Raw genomic sequence first — 22738 nt, 5'->3', positions numbered from 1 at the left:
TGGCGGGGCAGGGCAGAGCGGATTCCGGCGTTGTGAAGCGGGACGCCGCCGAGCCGATGAGAGTGATCTCCGCCACCACGACCAAGTACAAGTCGGCCGGTCCGCTGGGCCGGGTCCAGGCCCTCAGGGCCCGGGTCCGGTACTGGCTGGACCGGCCGCTCACCCCGTACCTGCTGGTCCTCGGCAGCACCCTGCTGCTGGTCGTGCTCGGCCTGATGATGGTCTTCTCGGCCTCCCAGATCCTGGCCCTGAACCAGCACCACTCGGCGCAGTACTACTTCCTCAAGCAGTTGATCGCGGCCGTCCTCGGCCTGGTCCTGCTGATCGGCTTCGCCTCCGTCCCGGTGGCGGTGCTGCGGGTGATCGTCTACCCGGTGATGTTCGCGGTGATCTGCGCGCTCACGCTGGTCGCCATCCCCGGCATCGGGATGCGGATCAACGGCAACCAGAACTGGCTGGATTTCGGCTTCTTCCAGTTCCAGCCCTCGGAGTTCGCCAAGCTGGCACTGGTGCTCTGGGGCGCCGACCTGCTCGCCCGCAAGCAGAAGGCCGGCACCCTCAACTCCTGGAAGCACCTGCTGGTGCCGCTGGTGCCGGGCGCCCTGCTGCTGCTCGCGCTGATCATGTTCGGCGGCGACATGGGCACCTCGATGATCCTGGTGGCCATGGTGTTCGCGCTGCTCTGGATGGTCGGAGCGCCGCTGCGGCTGTTCGTGGCCACCGTCGGGGTGGCGGTGGTGGTCTGCACCGCCCTGGTGGTCACCGTCCCGCACCGGGCGGAGCGGCTGAGCTGCATCGGCGTCACCAAGATCGATCCCGAGGGCGCCTGCTTCCAGGCCCTGCACGGCGCCTTCGCGTTCGCCAACGGCGGAGGCTTCGGCACCGGCCTGGGCGCCGGCGTGGAGAAATGGGGCCAGCTGCCCGAGGCGCACACCGACTTCATCTTCGCCGCGACCGGCGAGGAACTCGGTCTGGTGGGGACGCTGTCGGTGCTCGGTCTCTTCGCGGCACTAGGCTACGCGGGTATCCGTGTGGCCATCGGTACGAAGGACCCCTTCGTCAGGTACGCCGCGGGAGCCGCCACCACCTGGATCATGGCGCAGGCCATGATCAACCTGGGGTCGGCGCTGGGACTGCTGCCCATCGCGGGCGTCCCGCTCCCGCTGTTCTCCTACGGCGGTTCCGCCATGCTGTCGGCCATGTCCGCGATCGGAGTGCTGCTGTGCCTGGCGCGCAGCTCCTCGGGCGCGAAGGCGGCCCTGGCCGCCCGGAGCAAGAACTCCCGGATCAGGAGACAACTGGCCCGGGTGCTGCCACGACGACGAACCACAGCGCGCCCGGCCCCGGGGCCGGCACGCAGGGAGCGGTGAATTTCGGTGCATGTCGTACTCGCCGGCGGGGGGACCGCCGGTCACATCGAGCCGGCCATGGCCCTCGCGGATGCCCTCCGCAGGCACGACCCGTCCGTCGGGATCACCGCCCTGGGCACCGAGCGCGGACTGGAGACCCGGCTGGTACCCGAGCGCGGCTACCAGCTGGAGCTCATTCCGGCCGTCCCGTTGCCCCGCAAGCCCACCCCGGAGCTGATCACCGTCCCCGGGCGGCTGCGCGGCACCGTCCGGGCCGCGCAGGAGATCATCGAACGGGTCAACGCGGACGCGGTGGTCGGCTTCGGCGGCTACGTCGCGATGCCCGCCTACCTGGCCGCCAAGCGGGCCGGCGTGCCGATCGTGGTGCACGAGGCGAACGCCCGCCCCGGCCTGGCCAACAAGATCGGCGCCCGCTACAGCGACTTCGTGGCGGTCTCCACGCCGGACAGCAAGCTGCGTGACTCCCGGTACATCGGCATCCCGCTGCGCCGGACCATCGCCACCCTGGACCGGGGTGCCGCCCGCCCCGAGGCCCGCCAGTACTTCGGCCTCGACCAGCGGCTGCCCACCCTGCTGGTCTCCGGCGGCTCCCAGGGCGCGCGCCGGCTCAACGAGACGATCACCGCGATCGCCCCGCGGCTCCAGCAGTACGGCGTGCAGATCCTGCACGCGGTCGGCCCGAAGAACGAGCTGCCGCAGGTGGCGGACGTCCCCGGGATGCCGCCGTACCGCCCGGTGCCGTACCTGGACCGGATGGACCTCGCCTACGCGGCGGCCGACATGATGCTCTGCCGGGCCGGCGCCATGACGGTGGCCGAGCTGGCGGCCGTCGGCCTGCCCGCCGCCTTCGTCCCGCTGCCGATCGGCAACGGCGAGCAGCGGCTGAACGCCCAGCCGATGGTCAAGGCCGGCGGTGGTCTGCTGGTGGACGACGCCGAGCTGACCTCGGACTGGGTGCTCCAGAACGTGCTGCCGGTGCTCACCGACCCGCAGCGGCTGTGGGACATGAGCCGGGCGGCCGCCGAGTTCGGCCGCAGGGACGCCGACGACCTGCTCGTCGGCATGGTCTACGAGGCGATCCAGGCCCACCGCGGCGGCCGCCGCCGTGGCTGACGGCCGGCTCGCCGACCCGTTGGAGGAGGAGCTGGAGGTGGAGGAGTCCGCTCCCCGCCTCCGGCTCTCCCGGCGGGGCATCGTGGTGCTGGGCGCGCTCGGCGCCGCGGTGCTCGGCGTGCTGGCCTGGCTGGTGTTCTTCTCCTCGGTGCTGGACGTGCGCGACGTCGCCGTCCAGGGGACGAGTGACGGAAAGCTGACGGCGGACCAGGTCCGCGAGACGGTCGGCGGGCTCGGTGACGGCCCGCTGGCGCGCGTGGACCTGGACGACGTCAGGCACCGGGTGGAGGCGATCCCCCGGGTGGCCAGGGCGGAGGTGTGGCGGGGCTGGCCGCACACCCTGCGGGTGAAGGTGGTCGAGCGCAAGGCGGTGGCCGCCGTCAAGGGTGAGGACGGCCAGTTCACCCAGGTGGATGCCGGGGGCGTGAGCTTCGCCACCGAGCAGGCCCCGCCGGAGGGCGTTCCCGTGGTGGAGCTGCGACTCAGTCAGCAGGCGAACGACGTGGACGGGGTGATTTCCCGTCCGCAGCTGGTGCAGGGCGCGGTGGCGGTGGCCGCCGGGCTGCCGCCGGAGGTCGCCAAGCTGGCCGGTTCGATGGTGGTGCACTCGTACGACGACATCCAGCTGCAGCTCAGCGGGGGTGTGACGGTGCGCTGGGGGAGTCCTGAGCAGATCGACCGGAAGGCCAGGGTCCTGGTCGCGCTGATGAACCAGAAGGGCACGACCTTCGACGTGACGGCGCCGGAGGCGCCGGCGGTGTCCGGATGATCCGGTAGGTTCTCTGCCTGAGGGAGGGGTTGACGCCTTGAAGTGTCGGCCCGACTCTTGGTGGTCACCCCCGGTTTCCTAAGCCGGCCGATGATCACATAGGCTCAAAAGAAAAAGGGAAGCTCGGCGTGTTCGTTGAAACACGTGCCCGGAGCCACCTAGTGTCCTGTGTCACCAGACTGTGTTTCCTGGTGACGTGACGGAGACACAGCACTAACCCTAAAGGTCAAGTTTAGGGTTGGGGTCGGCGGTCGGCATTTCGGACATTCAGTCAGAAACCAGGCTCCCTACCCATCGACATCCGTCGGAACGGCCCCGCTCCGGGGCGGGCCGACCCGGAAATTCGAGGCGAGAGGCCTTCGACGTGGCAGCACCGCAGAACTACCTCGCAGTCATCAAGGTCGTCGGAATCGGCGGCGGTGGTGTCAACGCCATCAACCGGATGATCGAGGTCGGTCTCAAGGGCGTCGAGTTCATCGCGATCAACACCGATGCGCAGGCCCTCCTGATGAGCGACGCCGACGTCAAGCTCGATGTGGGCCGTGAACTCACCCGGGGCCTCGGCGCCGGCGCCAACCCCGAGGTCGGCCGCAAGGCCGCCGAGGACCACCGCGAGGAGATCGAGGAGGTCCTCAAGGGGGCCGACATGGTCTTCGTGACCGCCGGTGAGGGTGGTGGCACGGGCACGGGCGGCGCGCCCGTCGTGGCCAACATCGCGCGCTCCCTGGGCGCCCTGACCATCGGCGTGGTCACCCGTCCGTTCACCTTCGAGGGCCGGCGCCGGGCCAACCAGGCCGAGGACGGCATCGCCTCCCTGCGCGAAGAGGTCGACACCCTCATCGTGATCCCCAACGACCGGCTGCTGTCCATCTCGGACCGCCAGGTCAGCGTCCTCGACGCGTTCCGCTCGGCCGACCAGGTCCTGCTCTCCGGTGTCCAGGGCATCACCGACCTGATCACCACCCCGGGCCTGATCAACCTCGACTTCGCCGACGTCAAGTCCGTCATGTCGGAGGCCGGTTCGGCGCTCATGGGCATCGGCTCGGCCCGCGGCGAGGACCGCGCCAAGGCCGCCGCGGTGATGGCGATCTCCTCGCCGCTGCTGGAGGCCTCGATCGACGGCGCCCGCGGCGTGCTGCTGTCCATCTCGGGCGGCTCCGACCTCGGTCTGTTCGAGATCAACGAGTCGGCCCAGCTGGTCAGCGAGGCGGCCCACCCCGAGGCCAACATCATCTTCGGTGCGGTCATCGACGACGCGCTCGGCGACGAGGTCCGGGTCACCGTCATCGCGGCCGGCTTCGACGGCGGGCAGCCGCCGGCGATCGTCCGCGACCCGGTGGTCAAGTCCACCTCCCCGGAGCGCCCGGCCACGCCGCCGGCCGCCCCGGAGCGCCCGGCCGGCCGCCCGTACGGGACCATCGGCTCGGTGACGTCCCGTTCGGAGGGCGAGTCCTCCGGGTCGAGCCGGAACGCCGAGACCTCGGCCACCACGACCGCCGCCCCGGTGCCGCCCCAGGTGCAGCCGGTCAGGCAGCCGTTCGTGGAGAGTCCGGCCGAGGAGCTCGACGTCCCGGATTTCCTTAAGTGATCGATCACGCGATCCGCGCGGGTGCTCACTTCGCCTTCACCTCACGGTGGGGCGGGGTGAGCACTTCGCCGTACGGGGAGCTGAACCTCGGCGGCGCGGTGGGCGACGACCCGGAGGCCGTCCGGGAGAACCGGGCGGTCGCCGCCCGGCGGCTGGGGATCGACCCGGCCGACGTGGTGTGGATGAACCAGGTGCACGGCGCCGAGGTCGCGGTGGTGACCGGGCGCCAGCCGCTCGGCGAGGCGCCGACGGTGGACGCGGTGGTCTCCGACCGGCCGCTCGCGCTGGCGGTGCTGACCGCCGACTGCACCCCGGTGCTGCTGGCCGACCCGGTGGCGGGCGTGGTGGGCGCGGCCCACGCGGGCCGGCCGGGGCTGGCGGCCGGGGTGGTGCCCGCGGCCGTCCGGGCGATGGTCGAGCTGGGCGCGGAGCCCGGGCGGATCACCGCCGCCACCGGCCCCGCGGTCTGCGGCCGCTGCTACGAGGTGCCGGCCGCACTGCGTGCCGAAGTCGCCGCGGTGGTGCCGGAGGCCTTCGCCGAGACCTCCTGGGGGACCCCGGCCCTGGACGTGCCCGGGGGAGTCGCGGCCCAGCTGGCGGCGGCGGGGGTCAGCGAGGTGGTGCGATCAGCGGTCTGCACCCTCGAATCCGCCGATCACTACTCCTATCGTCGCGAGCAGCGCACGGGCCGGCTCGCGAGCTACGTCTGGTTGGACTCTGATCACTGATGACGAACGACATCTACGGACCGTTCCCCGGTGGCGCCGAGTTCGTGGCGGCCCTGACGGACGGCCAGCGGGCGCGCTACGAGGAGCTCGGGACCAACCTCGACGTGGTCGAGCGCCGGATCGCGGACGCCTGTGCGGCCGCCGGACGCGCCCGGGACGAGGTCACCCTGATCGTCGTCACCAAGACCTACCCCGCCGAGGACAGCGCGCTGCTGGCCGGGTTGGGCGTGACGGACGTCGCGGAGAACCGCGACCAGGACGCCGCGCCGAAGGCGGAGCAGTGCAGAAACCTTCCTCTTGACTGGCACTTCGTCGGACAGTTGCAGACCAACAAGGTCCGCTCGGTCGTCCGGTACGCGAACCACGTGCACTCGGTGGACCGGCCGCGGCTGGTCGAGTCGCTCTCCGCGGCGGTGCTGAAGTCGGAGCGCCCCGAGCTGGGCTGCCTGGTGCAGGTGGCGCTGGACAAGGAGCACGGGGAGGGCGAGCACCGGGCGGGGGTCGCGCCGGAGGACGTCGTGCGACTGGCCGACGCGATCGCCGACACGCCCGGGCTCCGACTGGACGGTGTGATGACCGTCGCTCCGCTGGCAGGCCCGCTGGCCGGTGACCCGGCCCGCGCCTTCGATCGGCTGGCGGAAATCGCAACCGCCGTACGGGCGGACCATCCGGCTGCCACCATGGTCTCCGCAGGGATGAGCGGCGACCTTGAGCAGGCGATTGCCGCCGGGGCGACACATGTGCGCGTCGGAACGGCGGTACTCGGAGTGAGGTCACCCCTCAGGTAACGTCACCGGGTAGTAGATCAGACAGCAGGACAAAATAGGACAGAATCTAGCAGCTCCCCGGAGCGCTAGCGAACCGTGGATCGCAGCTCCGCGGCCCCCACACCACGAATCCGACCGGCCGTCGGGCTGACGTTCCGTCGTGGAGGGACCGCGGAATCCGCAGGCAGGGCCGTCACGCGCCCGGGCTGCCGGGACGGAGCGCCGGTCCGCACGGAGCGAGCGAAGCGAGCGACCATCAGAAGGCGCGCGCATCGCGAAGCTGCCACCGAGCGTCAGCGAGGTGGCTATGAGCGGAGGAGACAGGAGCATGGCCGGCGCAATGCGCAAGATGGCGGTCTACCTCGGCCTCGTGGAGGACGAGACGTACGACGGCCAGGGGTACGACCCCGACGACGACTACGACGCGGATCCCGAGCCGATCCGGACGGGACAGCGGACCGAGGACATTCCCCGTCCGGCCCCGGCCGCGGCGGCCGCCGCGCCGGCCCCGGTCTCCTCGATCACCCCGCAGCCGGTGCCCGCGGCGGTGCCGATCCGACAGGAGACTCCGAGGATGGCCCCCGTGTCGTCCATCACACCCGAACGTCGCCACAACCTGGAGAAGAGCGCACCGGTGATCATGCCCAAGGTAGTGAACGAACGAGAGCCCTACCGCATCACCACGCTGCACCCCCGAACCTACAACGAGGCCCGTACCATCGGGGAACAGTTCCGTGGCGGGACTCCCGTGATCATGAATCTGACCGAGATGGACGACACCGACGCGAAGCGCCTCGTAGACTTCGCGGCTGGACTCGTCTTCGGTCTGCACGGCAGTATCGAGCGCGTGACACAGAAGGTGTTCCTGCTGTCGCCTGCTAACGTCGATGTCACGGCGGAGGACAAGGCTCGGATCGCCGAGGGTGGGTTCTTCAACCAGAGCTGACCCGGCCACGACTTTACGTGTGGATCTGATCAACAGTGGGTTAGCGACAGGTGACGAGCGGCAGGCCCGAGGGATCGGGACCGGGGAGAGGGAAACGGGATGGACATCGTATGGGCGGTGCTCTACTACGCCCTGACCGTCTTTCTGGTGTTCCTGCTCGTACGGCTGGTCATGGACTGGGTCTTCCAGTTCGCGCGTTCGTGGCGGCCCGGCAAGGCCATGGTCCTGGTCCTGGAGGCCACGTACACTGTCACGGATCCGCCGCTCAAGCTTCTTCGGCGGCTCATTCCGCCGTTGCGTTTCGGGGGCGTGGCGCTCGACCTGTCCTTCTTCGTACTGATGATCATTGTGTATGTCCTGATCTCGCTTGTGCACCCCTAGTCGTAGGTGAGCGATGCGACAGGATGCCGGTGTGCCGACGATCACGTTGAGGTGAAGAGATGCCATTGACCCCCGAGGACGTTCGGAACAAGCAGTTCACGACCGTCCGCCTGCGTGAAGGCTACGACGAGGACGAGGTCGATGCCTTCCTCGACGAGGTCGAGGGGGAGCTGACCCGCCTCCTCCGGGAGAACGAGGACCTGCGTGCCAAGCTGGCCGCCGCGACTCGTGCCGCCGCGCAGAACCAGGCCAACCTGCGCAAGGAGCCGCAGCAGGACGCCCCCCGACAGGGTGGTGCTCCGGTGCCCGCCGCCATATCCGGTCCGCCGGTCCCCGGCCAGCAGGGTCCCGGCGGTCCGCAGCAGATGGGCCCCGGTGGTCCGCAGCAGATGGGTCCGGGTGGTCCGCAGCAGATGGGCCCCGGCGGCCCGCAGCAGCAGATGGGCAACCAGCCGCTCGGCCTGCCCGCCGGCTCCCAGCCGCAGCTTCCGGCTGCCGGCGGCCAGCAGCAGCAGATGAACCAGACCATGGGCGGACAGCAGCAGCTGGTCCAGCCGATGGGCGGTCAGATGCTCCAGCCCATGGGCGGCCCCGGTGGCCCGCAGCAGATGGGCAACCCGATGGGCCAGGGCATGGGCCAGCAGCAGATGCAGCCGATGGGTGGCCCGATGGGCGGCCCGCAGCAGATGGGCGGCCCCATGGGCGGCCCGATGCAGCAGCAGAGCCCCGGCGGAGACAGTGCCGCCCGTGTGCTGGCGCTCGCTCAGCAGACCGCCGACCAGGCGATCTCCGAGGCCCGTTCCGAGGCCAACAAGATCGTCGGCGAGGCGCGCAGCCGGGCCGAGGGCCTGGAGCGCGACGCCCGTGCCAAGGCCGACGCGCTGGAGCGGGACGCGCAGGAGAAGCACCGTGTCGCGATGGGCTCGCTGGAGTCCGCGCGGGCCACGCTGGAGCGCAAGGTCGAGGACCTGCGGGCGTTCGAGCGTGAGTACCGCACGCGTCTGAAGTCGTACCTGGAGACCCAGCTGCGTCAGCTGGAGTCGCAGGCGGACGACTCGCTCGCCCCGCCGCGGATCCCCGCCACCGCGTCGCTGCCGCCGGCGGCCTCGTCGATGGCGCCGGCCGGTGCCAGTGCGATGAGCGGCGGCGCGCCGAGCTTCGGTGGCAACCAGCCGTCCTTCGGTGGCAACTCGCCGTCCTTCGGCGGGAGCAGCTCCTTCGGTGGCGGCTCCTCGGCGCCGGGCTTCGGCGGGCAGTCGGCCGGTGGCAACAGCGGTGCTCCGCAGATGCAGCCGGCCGGGATGACCCAGCCGATGGCGGCGGTCCGTCCGCAGCCGCCGCAGCCGATGCAGCAGGCTCCGGCGCCGATGCGGGGCTTCCTGATCGACGAGGACGGCGACAACTGAGGTTGTAGCAGGGCCTTTCGGAGGCGCCCCCTCCCCGACCCACGGGTCGGGGAGGGGGCGCCTCTCTGCGTGGGGAGGGGCGTGCGGGTGTGCCGGGGGGCGCGTGGGAGTGCTGAGGGGTGCGGGGAACTCGACGGGGGCGTGCGGGAGTTGGGGTGGGTGTGGGATATGGGGCAGGTATGGCGAAGCCGCCGTCACGTGGGGGTGACGGCGGCTTCGTCGTGCGGATCAGGCCTTGCGGAGCTGGAAGGCGAGGCCGAGCGAGTCGTCGGTGAAGCTCTCGGACTCCCAGTCGGCCGCGCCGGCGGCGAAGTCGGTGGCGAGGACCTCCTCGGCGACCAGCGGACCGTGCTCGGCGATGGCCTCGGCGGTCTCCTCCGAGGTGGCGCGCCAGCGCAGGACGATGCGGTCGGCGACGTCCAGCCCGGAGTTCTTGCGGGCCTCCTGGATCTGGCGGATGGCGTCGCGGGCGATGCCGAGGCGCTTGAGCTCCGGGGTGATGGCCAGGTCGAGGGCGACGGTGGCGCCGGACTCGTTGGCGACGGCCCAGCCCTCGCGCGGGGTCTCGGTGATGATCACCTCGTCCGGAGAGAGGGTGATCGTCTCGCCGTTCAGCTCGACCGAGGTCTCGCCGCCGGCGCGCAGCTCGGCGGCAAGCCGGGCGGCGTCGGTGGCGGCGACCGCCTTGGCGACGTCCTGGACGCCCTTGCCGAAACGCTTGCCCAGTGCGCGGAAGTTGGCCTTGGCGCTGGTGTCGACCAGTGAGCCGCCCACCGCTGCCAGCGACTCCAGGGTGGAGACGTTGAGCTCCTCGGCGATCTGCGCGCGCAGGTCGGCGGGCAGGTCCTCCCAGCCCTGGGCGGCGACCAGCGCGCGGGACAGCGGCTGACGGGTCTTCACGCCGGACTCGGCGCGGGTGGCCCGGCCCAGCTCGACCAGGCGGCGGACCAGCGCCATGTGCCGGGACAGCTCGGTGTCGATCAGCGACTCGTCGGCCTCCGGCCAGGTGGCCAGGTGCACCGAGGACGGGGCGTCCGGGGCGACCGGGACGACCAGGTCCTGCCAGACCCGCTCGGTGATGAACGGGGTGAGCGGGGCCATCAGACGGGTGACCGTCTCCAGCGCCTCGTGCAGGGTGGCGAGCGCGGCGGCGTCACCCTGCCAGAAGCGGCGGCGGCCGCGGCGGACGTACCAGTTGGACAGGTCGTCGACGAAGCCGGACAGCAGCTTGCCGGCGCGCTGGGTGTCGTACGCCTCGAAGGCCGCGTCGACGTCGCGGACCAGGGTGTTCAGCTCGGACAGCACCCAGCGGTCCAGCTGCGGGCGGTCGGTCGGGGCCGGGTCGCCCGCGGAGGGGGCCCAGTCCGAGGTGCGCGCGTACAGCGCCTGGAAGGCGACGGTGTTCCAGTAGGTGAGGAGGGTCTTGCGGACCACCTCCTGGATGGTGCCGTGGCCGACCCGGCGGGCCGACCAGGGCGAGCCGCCGGCCGCCATGAACCAGCGGACGGCGTCGGCGCCGTGCTGGTCCATCAGCGGGATCGGCTGGAGGATGTTGCCCAGGTGCTTGGACATCTTGCGGCCGTCCTCGGCCAGGATGTGGCCCAGGCAGACGACGTTCTCGTAGCTGTTCCTGTCGAACACCAGGGTGCCGATCGCCATCAGCGTGTAGAACCAGCCGCGGGTCTGGTCGATCGCCTCGGAGATGAACTGCGCCGGGTAGCGCTTCTCGAACAGCTCCTTGTTCCGGTACGGGTAGCCGTACTGGGCGAAGGGCATCGAGCCCGAGTCGTACCAGGCGTCGATGACCTCGGGCACGCGGGTGGCGGTGCCGCCGCAGTCGCGGCAGGCGAAGGTCACCTCGTCGATGTACGGGCGGTGCGGGTCGAGGTCGCTCCGGTCGGTGCCGGTGAGCTCGGACAGCTCGGCCAGCGAGCCGACGCAGGTGAGGTGGCCCTCCTCGCAGCGCCAGATCGGCAGCGGGGTGCCCCAGTAGCGGTTGCGGCTGAGCGCCCAGTCGATGTTGTTGTTCAGCCAGTCGCCGAAGCGGCCGTGCTTGACCGTGTCGGGGAACCAGTTGGTGGCCTCGTTCTCACGGATCATCGCGTCCTTGACGGCGGTGGTCCGGATGTACCAGGACGGCTGCGCGTAGTAGAGCAGCGCGGTGTGGCAGCGCCAGCAGTGCGGGTAGCTGTGCTCGTACGGCAGGTGGCGGAAGAGCAGGCCGCGCTCCTTGAGGTCCGCGACCAGGGCCTCGTCGGCCTTCTTGAAGAACTGGCCGCCGACCAGCGGGACCTCGGGGGCGAAGGTGCCGTCGCCGAGCACCGGGTTGACCACCGGCAGGCCGTAGCGGCGGCAGACCGCGAGGTCGTCCGCGCCGAAGGCGGGGGACTGGTGGACGATGCCGGTGCCGTCGTCGGTGGTGACGTAGTCGGCGTTGACGACGTAGTGGGCGTCCTCGATCGCGACCAGGTCGAAGGGGCGGCGGTAGGCCCAGCGCTCCATCTCGGCGCCGGTGAAGGACTCGCCGGTGGTCTCCCAGCCTTCACCGAGTGCCTTGGCCAGCAGCGGCTCGGCGACGACGAGCTTCTCCGCGCCGTCGGTGGCCACCACGTAGGTGACCTCGGGGTGGACGGCGGCGGCGGTGTTGGAGACCAGGGTCCACGGGGTGGTGGTCCAGACCAGCAGGGCGGCCTGGCCGGCCAGCGGGCCGCTGGTCAGCGGGAAGCGGACGAAGACCGAGGGGTCGACCACGGTCTCGTAGCCCTGGGCCAGCTCGTGGTCCGAGAGGCCGGTGCCGCAGCGCGGGCACCAGGGGGCGACCCGGTGGTCCTGGACCAGCAGGCCCTTGTCGAAGATCTGCTTGAGCGACCACCAGACGGACTGGACGTACGACGGGTCCATCGTCCGGTAGGCCTCGTCCAGGTCGACCCAGTACCCCATGCGGGTGGTCAGCTCGGTGAAGGCGTCGGTGTGGCGGGTCACCGACTCGCGGCACCTGGCGTTGAACTCGGCGATGCCGTACGCCTCGATGTCCTGCTTGCCGGAGAAGCCCAGCTCCTTCTCGACGGCGAGCTCGACCGGCAGGCCGTGGCAGTCCCAGCCGGCCTTGCGGGCGACGTGGTAGCCCTTCATGGTCCGGTAGCGCGGGAAGACGTCCTTGAAGACGCGGGCCTCGATGTGGTGCGCGCCGGGCATGCCGTTGGCGGTGGGCGGGCCCTCGTAGAACACCCACTCGGGGCGGCCCTCGGACTGCTCCAGGCTGCGCTGGAAGATCTTGTTGTCCTGCCAGAACGACAGGATCTGGTGCTCCAGGGCAGGCAGGTCCACCTGCGCGGGGACGGGGTTGTAGGAGCTGCTCATCGCGGGCGTCGACCTCCGGCGGATACTGGGACTGGATCCTCCGGAGGGACGAGACGGCCTGGCCGCCCCGCGGTACCACCCTCCTTGGCCGCGGTGCTGCGTTCGCGGCCCTCTTGTTTGGGCTTGCTGCCGGTTCTAGTGGGCCGCCGTGGTCGGTGGCCGTTCTTCCGGCGGCTCCGGGGTGATCTTCCCGCCGTGCACACCCCCGGGCTCGCACCGTCCCCGGGTCGCTGGTGGCTGCGTACGTCGGTACTCGTCCCATCTGCGCCTCGCACGGCCAGTGTATCGGCCGGGTGAGGCGGTTTGTCCAAACCGTTTCCGGCGGGCGGCCCCCGGGGTGGTTCCCCGGGGGCTCTCCGGGGCCGCCCGGGGAGGCGCGTATGCGGAGGCGCGTACGGCGCTGTCCGGCGCTGTCCGGTGCCGTGCGGTGCCGTTCGGTGGCATTCCGTGGCGTTCGACGGCGGAGATTAGCCGGAGTCGATCTGGGCACAAATCTCTGAGCGTACGGGGCGTGACGGTTGGGGCGGCTGCCTGGGTGGGATCGTTATGGGGCGTCGGTATGTCATGTTGTGACCGGTTTTGATCGGGATTATCGTTCCGGCACTGGAAGCCGCCGGGAACCGGCGGCTCGATTCGTTCGTAGATGGGGTCGAAAGCCATGGCTGAGAAGGGAACCGGCGCGGGTACCGCCACCAAGCGGGCACGCAAGGCCGTGGCGGTCGACCCAGGGGAGGGGACCGTGACCACTACCGCACCGAAGACCAGCAAGGACACCGTCACCGGGCCGCACGGCGCCGAGTCGGTGGACCCGGCCACGCTGCCGGTCCGGCCCGGCGAGGAACCGTGGACCAGGGCGGAGGTCCACGAGCTGCACGACGAGCTGATCAGCGAGCTGGACCGGCTCCGGAGCGAGATCGACGCCGCCGAGGCGGCCATCTCGGGACTGATGCGCGACTCCAACGACGGAGCCGGCGACGACCAGGTGGACGCCGGTACGAAGAACATCTCGCGGGAGAGCGAGTTGGCGCTGGCCAACAACGCGCGGGACAGCCTGGCCCAGACCGAACGCGCGCTGGGGCGGCTGGAGGGCGTCGGCTTCGGCACCTGCGAGTCCTGCGGGCAGGCCATCGGCAAGGCCCGGATGCAGGCCTTCCCCAGGGCGACGCTCTGCGTACAGTGCAAGGCCAAGCAGGAGCGCCGCTGAACCGGGCGACCGGAGCGACGTGGGGGGTCGGGCTTGCCGTACGCTCGACCCCGTATCGTCGCCTGAATAAACGTCGCCTGACGCGTTCGTGAACGCGGGCAGGCCGTCATCGGCCCACCACCCTCCCCCTCCTGCGGACCGGGGGAGCTCCATCGGCAGCGGAGCGGATCATCAGTACGCAAGGTTCCCCCCAGACCCGGGACGACGCCGTCCCGTCCCCCGCCGATGCCGTGGAGGTGCCCGTGGCCGAGCCGGCCGAGGCCTCGCCCGTGGACGACGCGACGGCCGAGAAGCCCAGGGGCCCGCGCCGGATCGGGGTGCTGCTGGTCATCGCCGTCCTCGCGTTCCTGATCGACCTCGCCAGCAAGTCGCTGGTGGTCGCCCGGCTGGAGAACCACTCGGCGATCAAGGTGATCGGGGACGTGGTCACCTTCCAGGTGATCCGCAACTCGGGCGCGGCCTTCGGGATGGGGCAGGCGCTGACCGTCGTCTTCACGATGATCGCCTCCTCCGTCATCGTGGTGATCTGGCGGATCGCCCGCCGGCTGTACAGCCTGCCCTGGGCGATCGCGCTCGGGCTGCTGCTCGGCGGGGCGCTCGGCAACCTCACCGACCGGCTGTTCCGCTCGCCGAGCGTCTTCCGCGGGCACGTGGTGGACTTCATCTCCGTCCAGCACTTCGCGGTCTTCAACCTCGCGGACTCGGCGATCGTCTGCGGCGGGATCCTGGTGGTGCTGCTCTCCTTCCGCGGCAGCAACCCGGACGGGACCGTCCACCAGCAGCCCGAGAAGGACGGGAAGGGCGAGAAGGGCGAGAAGCCGGAGCAGGCCGGGAAGTAGCCCCCGGATCACCGGCGGGCGGGGGCGGGTCGCGTTTCCGGCATACTCGTACGGGTGAGTACCGCAGCGCAGATCCGCAGCCTCCCCGTACCCGACGGCCTGGAGGGCGAACGCCTCGACGCCGCCCTGGCCCGGATGTTCGGCTTCTCCCGGACCAAGGCCGCCGAGCTGGCCGCCGACGGCAAGGTGACGCTCGACGGCGCCGTGGCCGGGAAGTCGGACCGGGTGACCGCCGGCTCCTGGCTGGAGGTCGAGATCCCGGCGCCGGCCGCCCCGGTGCGGATCGTCGCCGAGCCGGTCGAGGGCATGCGGATCGTCCACGAGGACGAGGACATCGTGCTGGTCGACAAGCCGGTCGGCGTCGCCGCGCACCCCAGCCCGGGCTGGACCGGCCCCACCGTGATCGGCGGGCTGGCCGCGGCCGGGTTCCGCATCTCCACCTCGGGCGCCGCCGAGCGCCAGGGCGTCGTGCACCGGCTGGACGTCGGCACCTCGGGGCTGATGGTGGTCGCCAAGTCCGAGCGCGCGTACACCGACCTCAAGCGCCAGTTCCACGACCGGATCACCGAGAAGCGGTACCACACGCTGGTGCAGGGCCACCCGGACCCGCTGAGCGGGACGGTGGACGCGCCGATCGGACGGCACCCCAGCTCGGACTGGAAGTGGGCCGTCACCAAGGACGGCAAGGCGTCCATCACCCACTACGACCTGATCGAGGCGTACCGCGCCGCGTCGCTGCTGACGATCAAGCTGGAGACCGGCCGCACCCACCAGATCCGCGTCCACATGTCCGCGCTGCGGCACCCCTGCGTGGGCGACCTGACGTACGGCGCCGACCCGACGCTGGCCAAGCGGCTGGGGCTGACCCGGCAGTGGCTGCACGCGGTGTCGCTCGGCTTCGAGCACCCGGCGGACGGCCAGTGGGTCGAGTTCTCCAGCGAGTACCCGGAGGACCTGACGAAGGCGCTGGACATCATCACGGCGGAGAGCTGACATGTCGGCCACTGCCGTCCGGGTCGCCGAGGGCGAGGCGGACCTGGAGCTGGTGCGGGCCGTCCGGCGTGAGGTGTTCATCGTCGAGCAGGGCGTGCCGGAGGAGCTGGAGTACGACGAGTACGACGCGACCTCGGTGCACCTGCTGGCGGTGGGGGCCGACGGGGCCGGGCTGGGGACCGCGAGGCTGATCTTCGGGGACCACGCCCGGGAGCTGACCGGCGGCGTCGAGGGGCGGGTGCTGCTCGGGCGGCTCGCGGTCGTCGCGGCGGCCCGGGGCACGGGTCTGGGCGCGGAGCTGGTCAGGGCGGTCGAGGCCGCGGGTGCCGGGCGCGGTGGCGCGGAGGTCGAGCTGCACGCGCAGGTGCAGGCGCTCGGGTTCTACGAGCGGCTGGGGTACGTGGCCGAGGGGCCCGTGTACGACGACGCGGGGATCCCGCACCGGACGATGACGCGGGTGCTGTAGGCGTTCCTCGCACGGTTCCGCCCCCGGTCTTCGGCCGGGGGCGGCACGTGTTTCCGGGGCCGGCGGGGGTCAGGTGCCGGTGGTGCGGAGGCGGGGGAGGGCGTCGGGGTGCTCGTCGCGGAGGTAGGCGATGAGCTGTTCGCGGACGTCGAAGCGGAGCTGGGCGGCGTCGTCGGGGGTGCGGGCGGTCATGGTGGCGCGGACGACCATCGTGCTGGGTGTGGTGTCGGTGACCTGGAGGGCCCATTCGGCGCCGTCCCAGAGCGGGTTCCGGTCGAGGCGGGCGCGCAGGGCGGCGCGCAGCTCGTCCACCGGGGTGGTGTGGTCGAGGTGGAGCAGGACGGCGGCGAGCAGGCCGGGGTCCCTGCGGGTCCAGTTCTCGAAGGGCTTGTTGACGAAGTACGAGACCGGGACGACCAGCCGGCGGTAGTCCCAGAGCCGGACGACCAGGTAGCTGAGGGTGATCTCCTCGACCGTGCCCTGCTGGCCGTCCACCACCACCGTGTCGCCGATCCGGACGGTGTCGCCGAAGGCGATCTGGAGGCCGGCGAAGAAGTTGCCCAGGGTGCTCTGGGCGGCGATGCCGGCCACGATGCCGATGATGCCCGCCGAGGCGAGCAGGCTGGCGCCGATGGTGCGCATGGCGGAGAAGGTCAGCAGCATCACGGCCACCGTGACCACGACGATCACCGCGCTGACCACCCGGCGCAGCATGCTGATCTGGGTGTTCACCCGCTGGACCCGGGCCGGGTCGTCGACGCGGGTCTCGTACCGGCTGAGCAGGGCCTCCAGGACGGCGGCCACCACGCGGACGGTGAGCCAGCCCAGCGAGGCGAGCAGGAGCAGCAGGAGCAGGTGGTGCGCGCCGTCGTCCCGCTTCAGGCGGAAGGCCTGTTGGAGCGGCTTGGCGGCGAGCAACAGGGCCGACACGACGGTGAGTTGGAGCGGGATCCGGCAGCGTCGGAGCAGCGGCCAGACCGGTGCCCCCGGCCGGCGGGCGGCGATCCGCTGGAGGGCCTGGTCGACGATCCAGCCGATCGCCAGGGTGGCGGCGACGGTGGCGAGCAGCGAGATCAGCGGCCAGGGCATGGGCCGTACGATACCCGTGCACAGCGGGGCGAACCGGGCGAAAGCGTGCGGCGGCTTTATCGGCGGCCTACCCGGACGGCGGATACGATCAGCGCCCATGGAGTTCGGTGGGGCATGGCGTCGCTGGCGCGCCCGGGGAACATCGGTCAGACGTCGGCTGCTGGCCGGGGCGGTGGCCCTGGTGGCGGTGGCCGGAGCGGGCACCGTGACGGTGGCCTCCGGCGGTGAGCAGGCGGTCCTTCAGGAGGACCGGTTCCTCGCCATGCCCGAGACGCCCGGCAGTGACCAGCAGGTCCAGCTGGACACCTCGTTCTTCACCACCGGCAGCGGTCCGCGCCCCGCGGTGCTGCTGGCCCACGGCTTCGGCGGCTCCAAGGAGGGCCAGCGCGCCCGCGCCGAGCAGCTGGCCCGGCAGGGGTACGCGGTGCTGACCTGGTCGGCGCGCGGCTTCGGGCACTCGGGCGGCAGGATCGGCCTGAACGCGCCCGACCGCGAGGTCGAGGACGTCAGGCACCTGGTGGACTGGCTGGCCCAGCGGCCCGAGGTGCGGCTGGACGGGCCAGGCGACCCGAAGGTCGGCATCACCGGTGCCTCGTACGGCGGGGCGGTCTCGCTGCTGGCCTCCGCGTACGACCACCGGATCGACGCGGTGGCCACCCAGATCACCTGGTGGAACCTGGCCGACGCGCTGTTCCCGCAGGGCGTGCAGGGCTCGGGCGCGGCGGACGGCGTGTTCAAGAAGCTGTGGGCCGGGATCTTCTTCACCACCGGCGCGGCCGGGGACCTCGGCCCCTCGGGCGAGGCGCCGCGGGAGAGCGGCGGCGCGGGGGCGCCGACGGGCGGCGGCGCACAGCCGCAGGCCGGCGGCGGCGCGCAGCAGACGGACGGGCCGGTCGGCTGCGGGCGGTTCCTGGAGTCGCTCTGCGCGATGTACGACCGGGTCGCCACCGCCGGGCACGCCGATCCGGAGGCCGTCGCGCTGCTGGAGCGCTCCAGCCCGTCCTCGGTGGCGGCGCAGCTCAAGGCGCCCACGCTGGTGGTGCAGGGGCAGCAGGACTCGCTGTTCCCGCTGGACCAGGGCGACCGCATCGCCAAGGCGGTGGCCGCCAACGGCGCACCGGTGGCGGTGGACTGGTTCGCGGGCGGCCACGACGGCGGGACGGACACCAGCGCCCGGGTGGACGACCGGGTGACCGCCTGGTTCGACCGGTATCTGAAGGATCACGGCCTGAAGGGCGGCGGCACCGACACCGGTGCCGCGTTCCGGGTCACCCGCACCGGCGGGGTGGACTCGACCGGCTTCCAGGCCGTGCTGCGCGGGGCCACCGCCGACCGGTACCCGGGGCTGGGCGGGACGGGCTCGCGGCCCGTCGAGCTGGCGGGCGGCGAGAAGACCCTCGCCAACCCGCCCGGCGGCGCGCCGCCCGGGATCTCGACGCTGCCCGGCGTCGGCGCGCTCAGCCAGGCGGCCTCGCTGGGCGCCGGACTGTCGTTGGACTTCCCCGGGCAGAACGCGGCCTTCGACTCGGCGCCGCTGGACTCGCCGCTGCACCTGACCGGGCAGCCGACCGTGCCGGTGCGGGTGAAGGCCGACCGGCCGGACGCGGTGCTGTTCGCGAAGCTGTACGACGTCGGCCCGGACGGCAAGGCGGTGCTGCCGCAGCAGCTCGCCGCCCCGCTGCGGGTGACCGGCGCGGACGCCGGGAAGACCGTCACGGTGGCGCTGCCGACCGTCGACCACACCTTCCCGGCCGGGCACCGGGTGCGGCTGGTGCTGGCGAGCACCGACCTGGCGTACGCCTCACCGGTCGAGCCGGCCACCTACCAGGTGGCGCCGGCCGGGGCGCTCACCGTGCCGACCGTCGAGGAGCTGGTCACCGAGGCGGCGCCGCTGCCCTCGCGGACCTGGCTGCTGCCGGTGGTCGCGGTCGTGATGGCCGCCGGGCTGGTGCTGGTGCCGCGGCTGCGACGCCGCAGGGCGGCCGCCGGGCCCGGCTTCGACCCGGAGCTGGCCGCGATGCCGCTGCTGATCAGCGGGCTGAGCAAGCGCTACAAGGGCTCCCAGGACCGCTACGCCGTCCGGGACCTCGGCTTCCGGGTGGAGCGGGGGCAGGTGCTCGGACTGCTCGGGCCGAACGGCGCGGGCAAGACCACCACGCTGCGGATGCTGATGGGCCTGATCCGCCCGGACGCCGGCGAGATCCGGATCTTCGGGCACCTGGTGCGGCCCGGCGCCCCGGTGCTGTCCCGGGTCGGGGCGTTCGTGGAGGGCGCCGGCTTCCTGCCGCACCTCACCGGGCGGGCCAACCTGCGGCTGTACTGGCAGGCGACCGGACGGCCGGAGGCCGACGCGCGCTTCGACGAGGCGCTGGCCATCGCCGGGCTCGGCGAGGCGCTGGACCGCGCGGTGCGGACGTACTCGCAGGGCATGCGGCAGCGGCTGGCGATCGCGCAGGCGATGCTCGGGATGCCGGACCTGCTGATCCTGGACGAGCCGACCAACGGGCTGGACCCGCCGCAGATCCGCGAGATGCGCGAGGTCATGATCCGGTACGCGGCCGGCGGGCGGACCGTGATCGTGTCGAGCCACCTGCTGTCCGAGGTGGAGCAGAGCTGCACCGACCTGGTGGTGATGGACCGCGGGCGGCTCGTCACGGCCGGGCCGGTCGGGGACATCGTGGGGGCCGGCGAGCTGCTGATGGTCGGCATCGCCGGCCCGTACGACCCGGTGCCGGTGGCCGGGAAGGTCGCCGCGCTGGCCGGGGTCGGCTCGGCGGAGGCCGTCGAGGGCGGACTGCTGGTGCGCCTGGACGGGCTGGCGGCGAGCGCGCTGCTGGCCGAGCTGGTGCGGCTGGAGGTGCCGGTGGAGAGCGCCGGACCGCAGCGGCGCCTGGAGGACGCGTTCCTGTCGTTGATCGGAGGTGGAGAGTGAGCGCCGTGACGACGACGGACCTCGCCGAGTCGAAGGACCATGCCGAGGGGTACCGGGCGAGCCGGACGCTGCCGCTGCGGGTGGAGGCGATGCGCCAGCTGCGCCGGCGCCGCACGATGGTGATCGGCGCGGTGCTGGCCGCCATGCCGTTCGTCCTCCTGGCAGCGTTCCAGATCGGCGGCACCCCGGGCCGTCCTGGCCGGACCACCTTCATCGAGCTGGCCACCGCCTCGGGGGCCAACTTCGCGGTCACCATGCTGTTCGTCGGCACCGGCTTCATGCTGGTGATCCCGGTCGCGCTGTTCTGCGGCGACACCGTCGCCTCCGAGGCGAGCTGGTCCTCGCTGCGCTACCTGCTGGCCGCGCCGGTGCCCAGGGCCAGGCTGCTGGCCCGCAAGTTCGCGGTCGGACTGGCGTTCTCGGCCGTGGCGGTGGTGATGCTGCCCGCGATCGGACTGGTCGTCGGCACCGCGGCGTACGGCTGGGGGGACCTCAAGCTGCCCGCCGGGGTCAGCCTGCCGGCCGGGGAGGCGCTGCCCCGGATCGCCGTCGCGGTGGCCTTCGTGTTCCTCGGCGAGATCGTGATCGCGGCGCTGGCGTTCTGGCTCTCCACGGCGACCGACGCGCCGCTGGGCGCGGTGGGCGGCGCGGTGTTCGCGTCGATCATCACGGGCGTGCTGGACGCCGTCACCGCGCTGGGCGACCTGCGGGAGTGGCTGCCGGCGCACTGGCAGTACTCCTGGGCGGACGCCCTCCAGCCGCAACTGGAGTGGGGCGGCATGGTGCAGGGCGTCTCGCTGTCGCTCTCGTACGCGGTGGTGCTGCTGGCGCTGGCATTCCGGGGGTTCGCGCGCAAGGACGTGGTCTCGTAGCCGGGCGTGGAGCCCCAGCCGGAGGTGGGATCGTCGGGCCCGGTGAGGGATGCGGGATCATGGGTGGGTAGCCGACTCCCCTGATGAAGGACCCGAACCGTGGCCCAGATCGTCCTCTTCCACTCCGCCTACGGGCTGCGCCCCGCCGTGCGGGCCGCCGCCGAGCGGCTCCGCGCCGCCGGGCACACCGTGCACACCCCGGACCTGTTCGACGGGCGGACCTTCGACTCCGTCGAGGAGGCGCAGGAGTTCCAGGAGGAGCTCGGCGGCAGCGAGGAACTGCTGCGGCGGGGCGTGACGGCGGCCGCGCCGCTGTCCGAGGGCGGGCTGGTGTACGCCGGCTTCTCGCTGGGCGGCGCGCTGGCGCAGAACCTGGCGCTGGCCGACGAGAAGGCGCGCGGGCTGCTGCTCCTGCACGGCACCTCGGACCTGCGGGAGGACGCGGCCACCGAGATCCCGGTGCAGCTGCACATCGCGGAGCCGGACCCGTTCGAGCCGGAGGACTGGCTGAACGCCTGGTACCTGCGGATGGTGCGGGCCGGGGCGGACGTCGAGGTGCACCGGTACCGGGGTGCCGGGCACCTGTTCACCGACCCGGAGCTGCCGGACTACGACGCGCAGGCGGCGGAGCGGGCCTGGGCGGCGGCGCTGGCCTTCCTGGCGGAACTGGACTGAGCGGTGCCCCGGCCGTGCGTGGGAAGTCGGCCCGGCCGACCTCCTGTTCCCGAGCGGGGTCCGGCGGGGATGGAACGGCGGCCGCCCGCCCGGGTGGGGGCCGGGCGGGCGGCGGGTCGTGAGGGCGGGGCGGGTCAGAGCGGCTGGGGCTTGATCATGGCGAAGGGGGCGCCCTGCGGGTCGGCGACCACGGTCATCCGGCCGGCGACCATGTCGAAGGGCGGGGCGAGGACCGTCCCGTTGCGCTTGACCAGGGCGTCCACGGTGGAGTCGACGTCGTCGACCGAGAAGTACGTCAGCCAGTGCGCCGGGGTGCCGGGCGGGTCGTTGGCGAGCAGGGTGGCGCCGCCCACCGGCCGGCCGCCGACCCGCAGCTCCCAGTACGCGTCCGCGCCGTCCAGCGGCTCGATCTCGATGCCGAACGCCTCGCCGTAGAAGGCGGTGGCGGCCGGGATGTCGCTGGTGTGCAGCTCGTTCCAGGTCAGCGCGCCGGCCTCGTTGACGACCTTGGCGCCGGAGAACTCGCCCGGCTGCCAGGCGCCGAACACCGCGCCCTGCGGGTCGGCGGCGATCAGCATCCGGCCCAGGTTCCCGACGTCCATGACCGGCGCGAGCAGGGTGCCGCCGGCGGCGACGATCGCGTCCTGGGTGGCCTGGGCGTCGGTGGTGGCCAGGTAGCTGGTCCAGACGGTGGGCGGCTCCGGCGCTCCTTCGGGGGCCATCGCCGGACCGATGCCGGCGACGGCCTTGCCGTCCAGCTCGCAGACGGCGTACCCGCCGAACTCGGCCGGGCCGGGCTGGCCCTGCCAGCCGAAGAGGTCGCGGTAGAAGTCCAGTGCGGCCTGCTGGTCCTTGGCCATCAGATCGACCCAGCACGGGGTGCCGGTCGCGTACGGGGAGGTGACCTCGGGCATGATCGCCCTTTCTGGTGAGGGGTCTCTGCCGGTCACCATCTCCTTGCGCACCCTGGTTCGCCACTCGGCGCACCTCCCCGGCCGCCGGGTCGGACGGGCGCGGCGCGGCGGGGCCTGCCCGACGGACGTACGGGTGTGGGTGCGTCCGTTCGGGTGACGGGTGGTTCGACCCCGGGCACCGCGGCGGGCGGGTCGGTCGCGCGTGTGCGGGGACGAAGCGTGGACACCCGAGGGGCCGGAGGCCGTGAAGTGGCCGCGCGCGAGGATCGTCGCGATGCGCTCGGGGTCGGAGTGGAGCAGGACCGCCGGACGGTCCTCGGGGGCTC

Annotated in this window: 19 protein-coding genes; 16 read left to right on the top strand and 3 right to left on the bottom strand. The window is 72.2% G+C overall.

What is annotated here, in order from left to right; all coding sequences use genetic code 11:
* The first annotated feature begins 56 nt into the window (after nt 1–56).
* The 9 genes from ftsW to ACZ7C5_RS24405 all read left to right on the top strand — a co-directional run bounded on the left by ftsW (nt 57) and on the right by ACZ7C5_RS24405 (nt 9068).
* Nucleotides 57–1370 carry a putative lipid II flippase FtsW gene (gene ftsW, locus ACZ7C5_RS24445; RefSeq protein ID WP_401078980.1) on the top strand — a complete coding sequence of 438 codons (1314 nt, stop codon included), beginning with the start codon at nt 57–59 and terminating at the stop codon, nt 1368–1370.
* 6 nt (nt 1371–1376) lie between these two features.
* Nucleotides 1377–2483 (top strand): undecaprenyldiphospho-muramoylpentapeptide beta-N-acetylglucosaminyltransferase, encoded by a 1107-nt coding sequence (gene murG / locus ACZ7C5_RS24440; protein WP_188300855.1) that lies wholly within the window; start codon nt 1377–1379, stop codon nt 2481–2483.
* A complete protein-coding gene (locus ACZ7C5_RS24435; protein WP_401078983.1) occupies nt 2476–3252 on the top strand; it encodes a cell division protein FtsQ/DivIB in 777 nt (258 codons plus the stop codon). The genes murG and ACZ7C5_RS24435 overlap by 8 nt, the downstream gene beginning before the upstream one ends.
* Before the next feature lie 364 nt (nt 3253–3616).
* Nucleotides 3617–4840: a cell division protein FtsZ gene (gene ftsZ, locus ACZ7C5_RS24430; RefSeq protein ID WP_401078986.1), complete on the top strand. Its 1224-nt coding sequence runs from the start codon at nt 3617–3619 to the stop codon at nt 4838–4840.
* Complete coding sequence (gene pgeF / locus ACZ7C5_RS24425; RefSeq protein ID WP_401078989.1) at nt 4837–5568, top strand: peptidoglycan editing factor PgeF; 732 nt, start codon at nt 4837–4839, stop codon at nt 5566–5568. Before ftsZ ends, pgeF begins: the two co-directional genes overlap by 4 nt.
* Nucleotides 5568–6356, top strand: a complete 789-nt coding sequence (locus tag ACZ7C5_RS24420) for a YggS family pyridoxal phosphate-dependent enzyme (protein WP_188298870.1) — start codon at nt 5568–5570, stop codon at nt 6354–6356. The genes pgeF and ACZ7C5_RS24420 overlap by 1 nt, the downstream gene beginning before the upstream one ends.
* Nucleotides 6357–6663: 307 nt before the next feature.
* Nucleotides 6664–7281, top strand: coding sequence for a cell division protein SepF (locus ACZ7C5_RS24415; RefSeq protein ID WP_188298871.1), 618 nt, complete (start codon nt 6664–6666; stop codon nt 7279–7281).
* 99 nt (nt 7282–7380) lie between these two features.
* Nucleotides 7381–7662 (top strand): YggT family protein, encoded by a 282-nt coding sequence (locus tag ACZ7C5_RS24410; protein WP_030060143.1) that lies wholly within the window; start codon nt 7381–7383, stop codon nt 7660–7662.
* Between the two features lie 59 nt (nt 7663–7721).
* Nucleotides 7722–9068, top strand: coding sequence for a DivIVA domain-containing protein (locus tag ACZ7C5_RS24405; RefSeq protein WP_470323467.1), 1347 nt, complete (start codon nt 7722–7724; stop codon nt 9066–9068).
* A gap of 228 nt (nt 9069–9296) precedes the next feature.
* Here ACZ7C5_RS24405 and ileS read toward each other — a convergent pair whose 3' ends face one another.
* Nucleotides 9297–12428, bottom strand: a complete 3132-nt coding sequence (gene ileS, locus ACZ7C5_RS24400; RefSeq protein ID WP_401079000.1) for an isoleucine--tRNA ligase — start codon at nt 12426–12428, stop codon at nt 9297–9299.
* A 739-nt stretch (nt 12429–13167) separates the two neighbouring features.
* Between ileS and ACZ7C5_RS24395 the strand changes: the two genes are divergently transcribed.
* The 4 genes from ACZ7C5_RS24395 to ACZ7C5_RS24380 all read left to right on the top strand — a co-directional run bounded on the left by ACZ7C5_RS24395 (nt 13168) and on the right by ACZ7C5_RS24380 (nt 15930).
* Nucleotides 13168–13632 carry a TraR/DksA family transcriptional regulator gene (locus ACZ7C5_RS24395; protein WP_317620284.1) on the top strand — a complete coding sequence of 155 codons (465 nt, stop codon included), beginning with the start codon at nt 13168–13170 and terminating at the stop codon, nt 13630–13632.
* A 131-nt stretch (nt 13633–13763) separates the two neighbouring features.
* On the top strand, nt 13764–14471 hold the full coding sequence (gene lspA, locus ACZ7C5_RS24390) for a signal peptidase II (RefSeq protein WP_470323492.1): 708 nt from the start codon (nt 13764–13766) through the stop codon (nt 14469–14471).
* 54 nt (nt 14472–14525) lie between these two features.
* On the top strand, nt 14526–15464 hold the full coding sequence (locus ACZ7C5_RS24385) for an RluA family pseudouridine synthase (RefSeq protein WP_470323466.1): 939 nt from the start codon (nt 14526–14528) through the stop codon (nt 15462–15464).
* 1 nt (nt 15465) lies between these two features.
* Nucleotides 15466–15930: a GNAT family N-acetyltransferase gene (locus ACZ7C5_RS24380; RefSeq protein WP_401079004.1), complete on the top strand. Its 465-nt coding sequence runs from the start codon at nt 15466–15468 to the stop codon at nt 15928–15930.
* 69 nt (nt 15931–15999) lie between these two features.
* Here the strand turns inward: ACZ7C5_RS24380 and ACZ7C5_RS24375 are convergent, their stop codons facing one another.
* Complete coding sequence (locus ACZ7C5_RS24375) at nt 16000–17019, bottom strand: mechanosensitive ion channel family protein (RefSeq protein ID WP_401079007.1); 1020 nt, start codon at nt 17017–17019, stop codon at nt 16000–16002.
* Between the two features lie 97 nt (nt 17020–17116).
* Here ACZ7C5_RS24375 and ACZ7C5_RS24370 point away from each other — a divergent pair, with 97 nt between their 5' ends.
* The 3 genes from ACZ7C5_RS24370 to ACZ7C5_RS24360 all read left to right on the top strand — a co-directional run bounded on the left by ACZ7C5_RS24370 (nt 17117) and on the right by ACZ7C5_RS24360 (nt 21498).
* Nucleotides 17117–19951, top strand: coding sequence for an alpha/beta fold hydrolase (locus tag ACZ7C5_RS24370; protein WP_470323465.1), 2835 nt, complete (start codon nt 17117–17119; stop codon nt 19949–19951).
* On the top strand, nt 19948–20823 hold the full coding sequence (locus ACZ7C5_RS24365; protein ID WP_470323464.1) for an ABC transporter permease: 876 nt from the start codon (nt 19948–19950) through the stop codon (nt 20821–20823). Before ACZ7C5_RS24370 ends, ACZ7C5_RS24365 begins: the two co-directional genes overlap by 4 nt.
* Nucleotides 20824–20922: 99 nt before the next feature.
* Complete coding sequence (locus ACZ7C5_RS24360; protein WP_401079015.1) at nt 20923–21498, top strand: dienelactone hydrolase family protein; 576 nt, start codon at nt 20923–20925, stop codon at nt 21496–21498.
* A gap of 134 nt (nt 21499–21632) precedes the next feature.
* On the opposite strand, the gene ACZ7C5_RS24355 is transcribed toward ACZ7C5_RS24360, so the two are convergent.
* Nucleotides 21633–22412, bottom strand: a complete 780-nt coding sequence (locus ACZ7C5_RS24355; RefSeq protein WP_401079017.1) for a VOC family protein — start codon at nt 22410–22412, stop codon at nt 21633–21635.
* Between the last annotated feature and the right edge of the window lie 326 nt (nt 22413–22738).

The sequence above is a fragment of the Kitasatospora sp. NPDC036993 genome (assembly GCF_055607525.1).
This window is presented reverse-complemented; position numbering and strand designations above follow the sequence as displayed.

Coding starts and splice junctions, on each gene's coding strand:
- ACZ7C5_RS24415 (WP_188298871.1), top strand. CDS start 6,664: ATGGCCGGCGCAATGCGCAAGATGGCGGTCTACCTCGGCCTCGTGGAG.
- ACZ7C5_RS24405 (WP_470323467.1), top strand. CDS start 7,722: ATGCCATTGACCCCCGAGGACGTTCGGAACAAGCAGTTCACGACCGTC.
- ACZ7C5_RS24380 (WP_401079004.1), top strand. CDS start 15,466: ATGTCGGCCACTGCCGTCCGGGTCGCCGAGGGCGAGGCGGACCTGGAG.
- ftsW (WP_401078980.1), top strand. CDS start 57: ATGAGAGTGATCTCCGCCACCACGACCAAGTACAAGTCGGCCGGTCCG.
- ACZ7C5_RS24355 (WP_401079017.1), bottom strand. CDS start 22,412: ATGCCCGAGGTCACCTCCCCGTACGCGACCGGCACCCCGTGCTGGGTC.
- ACZ7C5_RS24375 (WP_401079007.1), bottom strand. CDS start 17,019: ATGCCCTGGCCGCTGATCTCGCTGCTCGCCACCGTCGCCGCCACCCTG.
- ACZ7C5_RS24370 (WP_470323465.1), top strand. CDS start 17,117: ATGGAGTTCGGTGGGGCATGGCGTCGCTGGCGCGCCCGGGGAACATCG.
- ileS (WP_401079000.1), bottom strand. CDS start 12,428: ATGAGCAGCTCCTACAACCCCGTCCCCGCGCAGGTGGACCTGCCTGCC.
- ACZ7C5_RS24410 (WP_030060143.1), top strand. CDS start 7,381: ATGGACATCGTATGGGCGGTGCTCTACTACGCCCTGACCGTCTTTCTG.
- ACZ7C5_RS24420 (WP_188298870.1), top strand. CDS start 5,568: ATGACGAACGACATCTACGGACCGTTCCCCGGTGGCGCCGAGTTCGTG.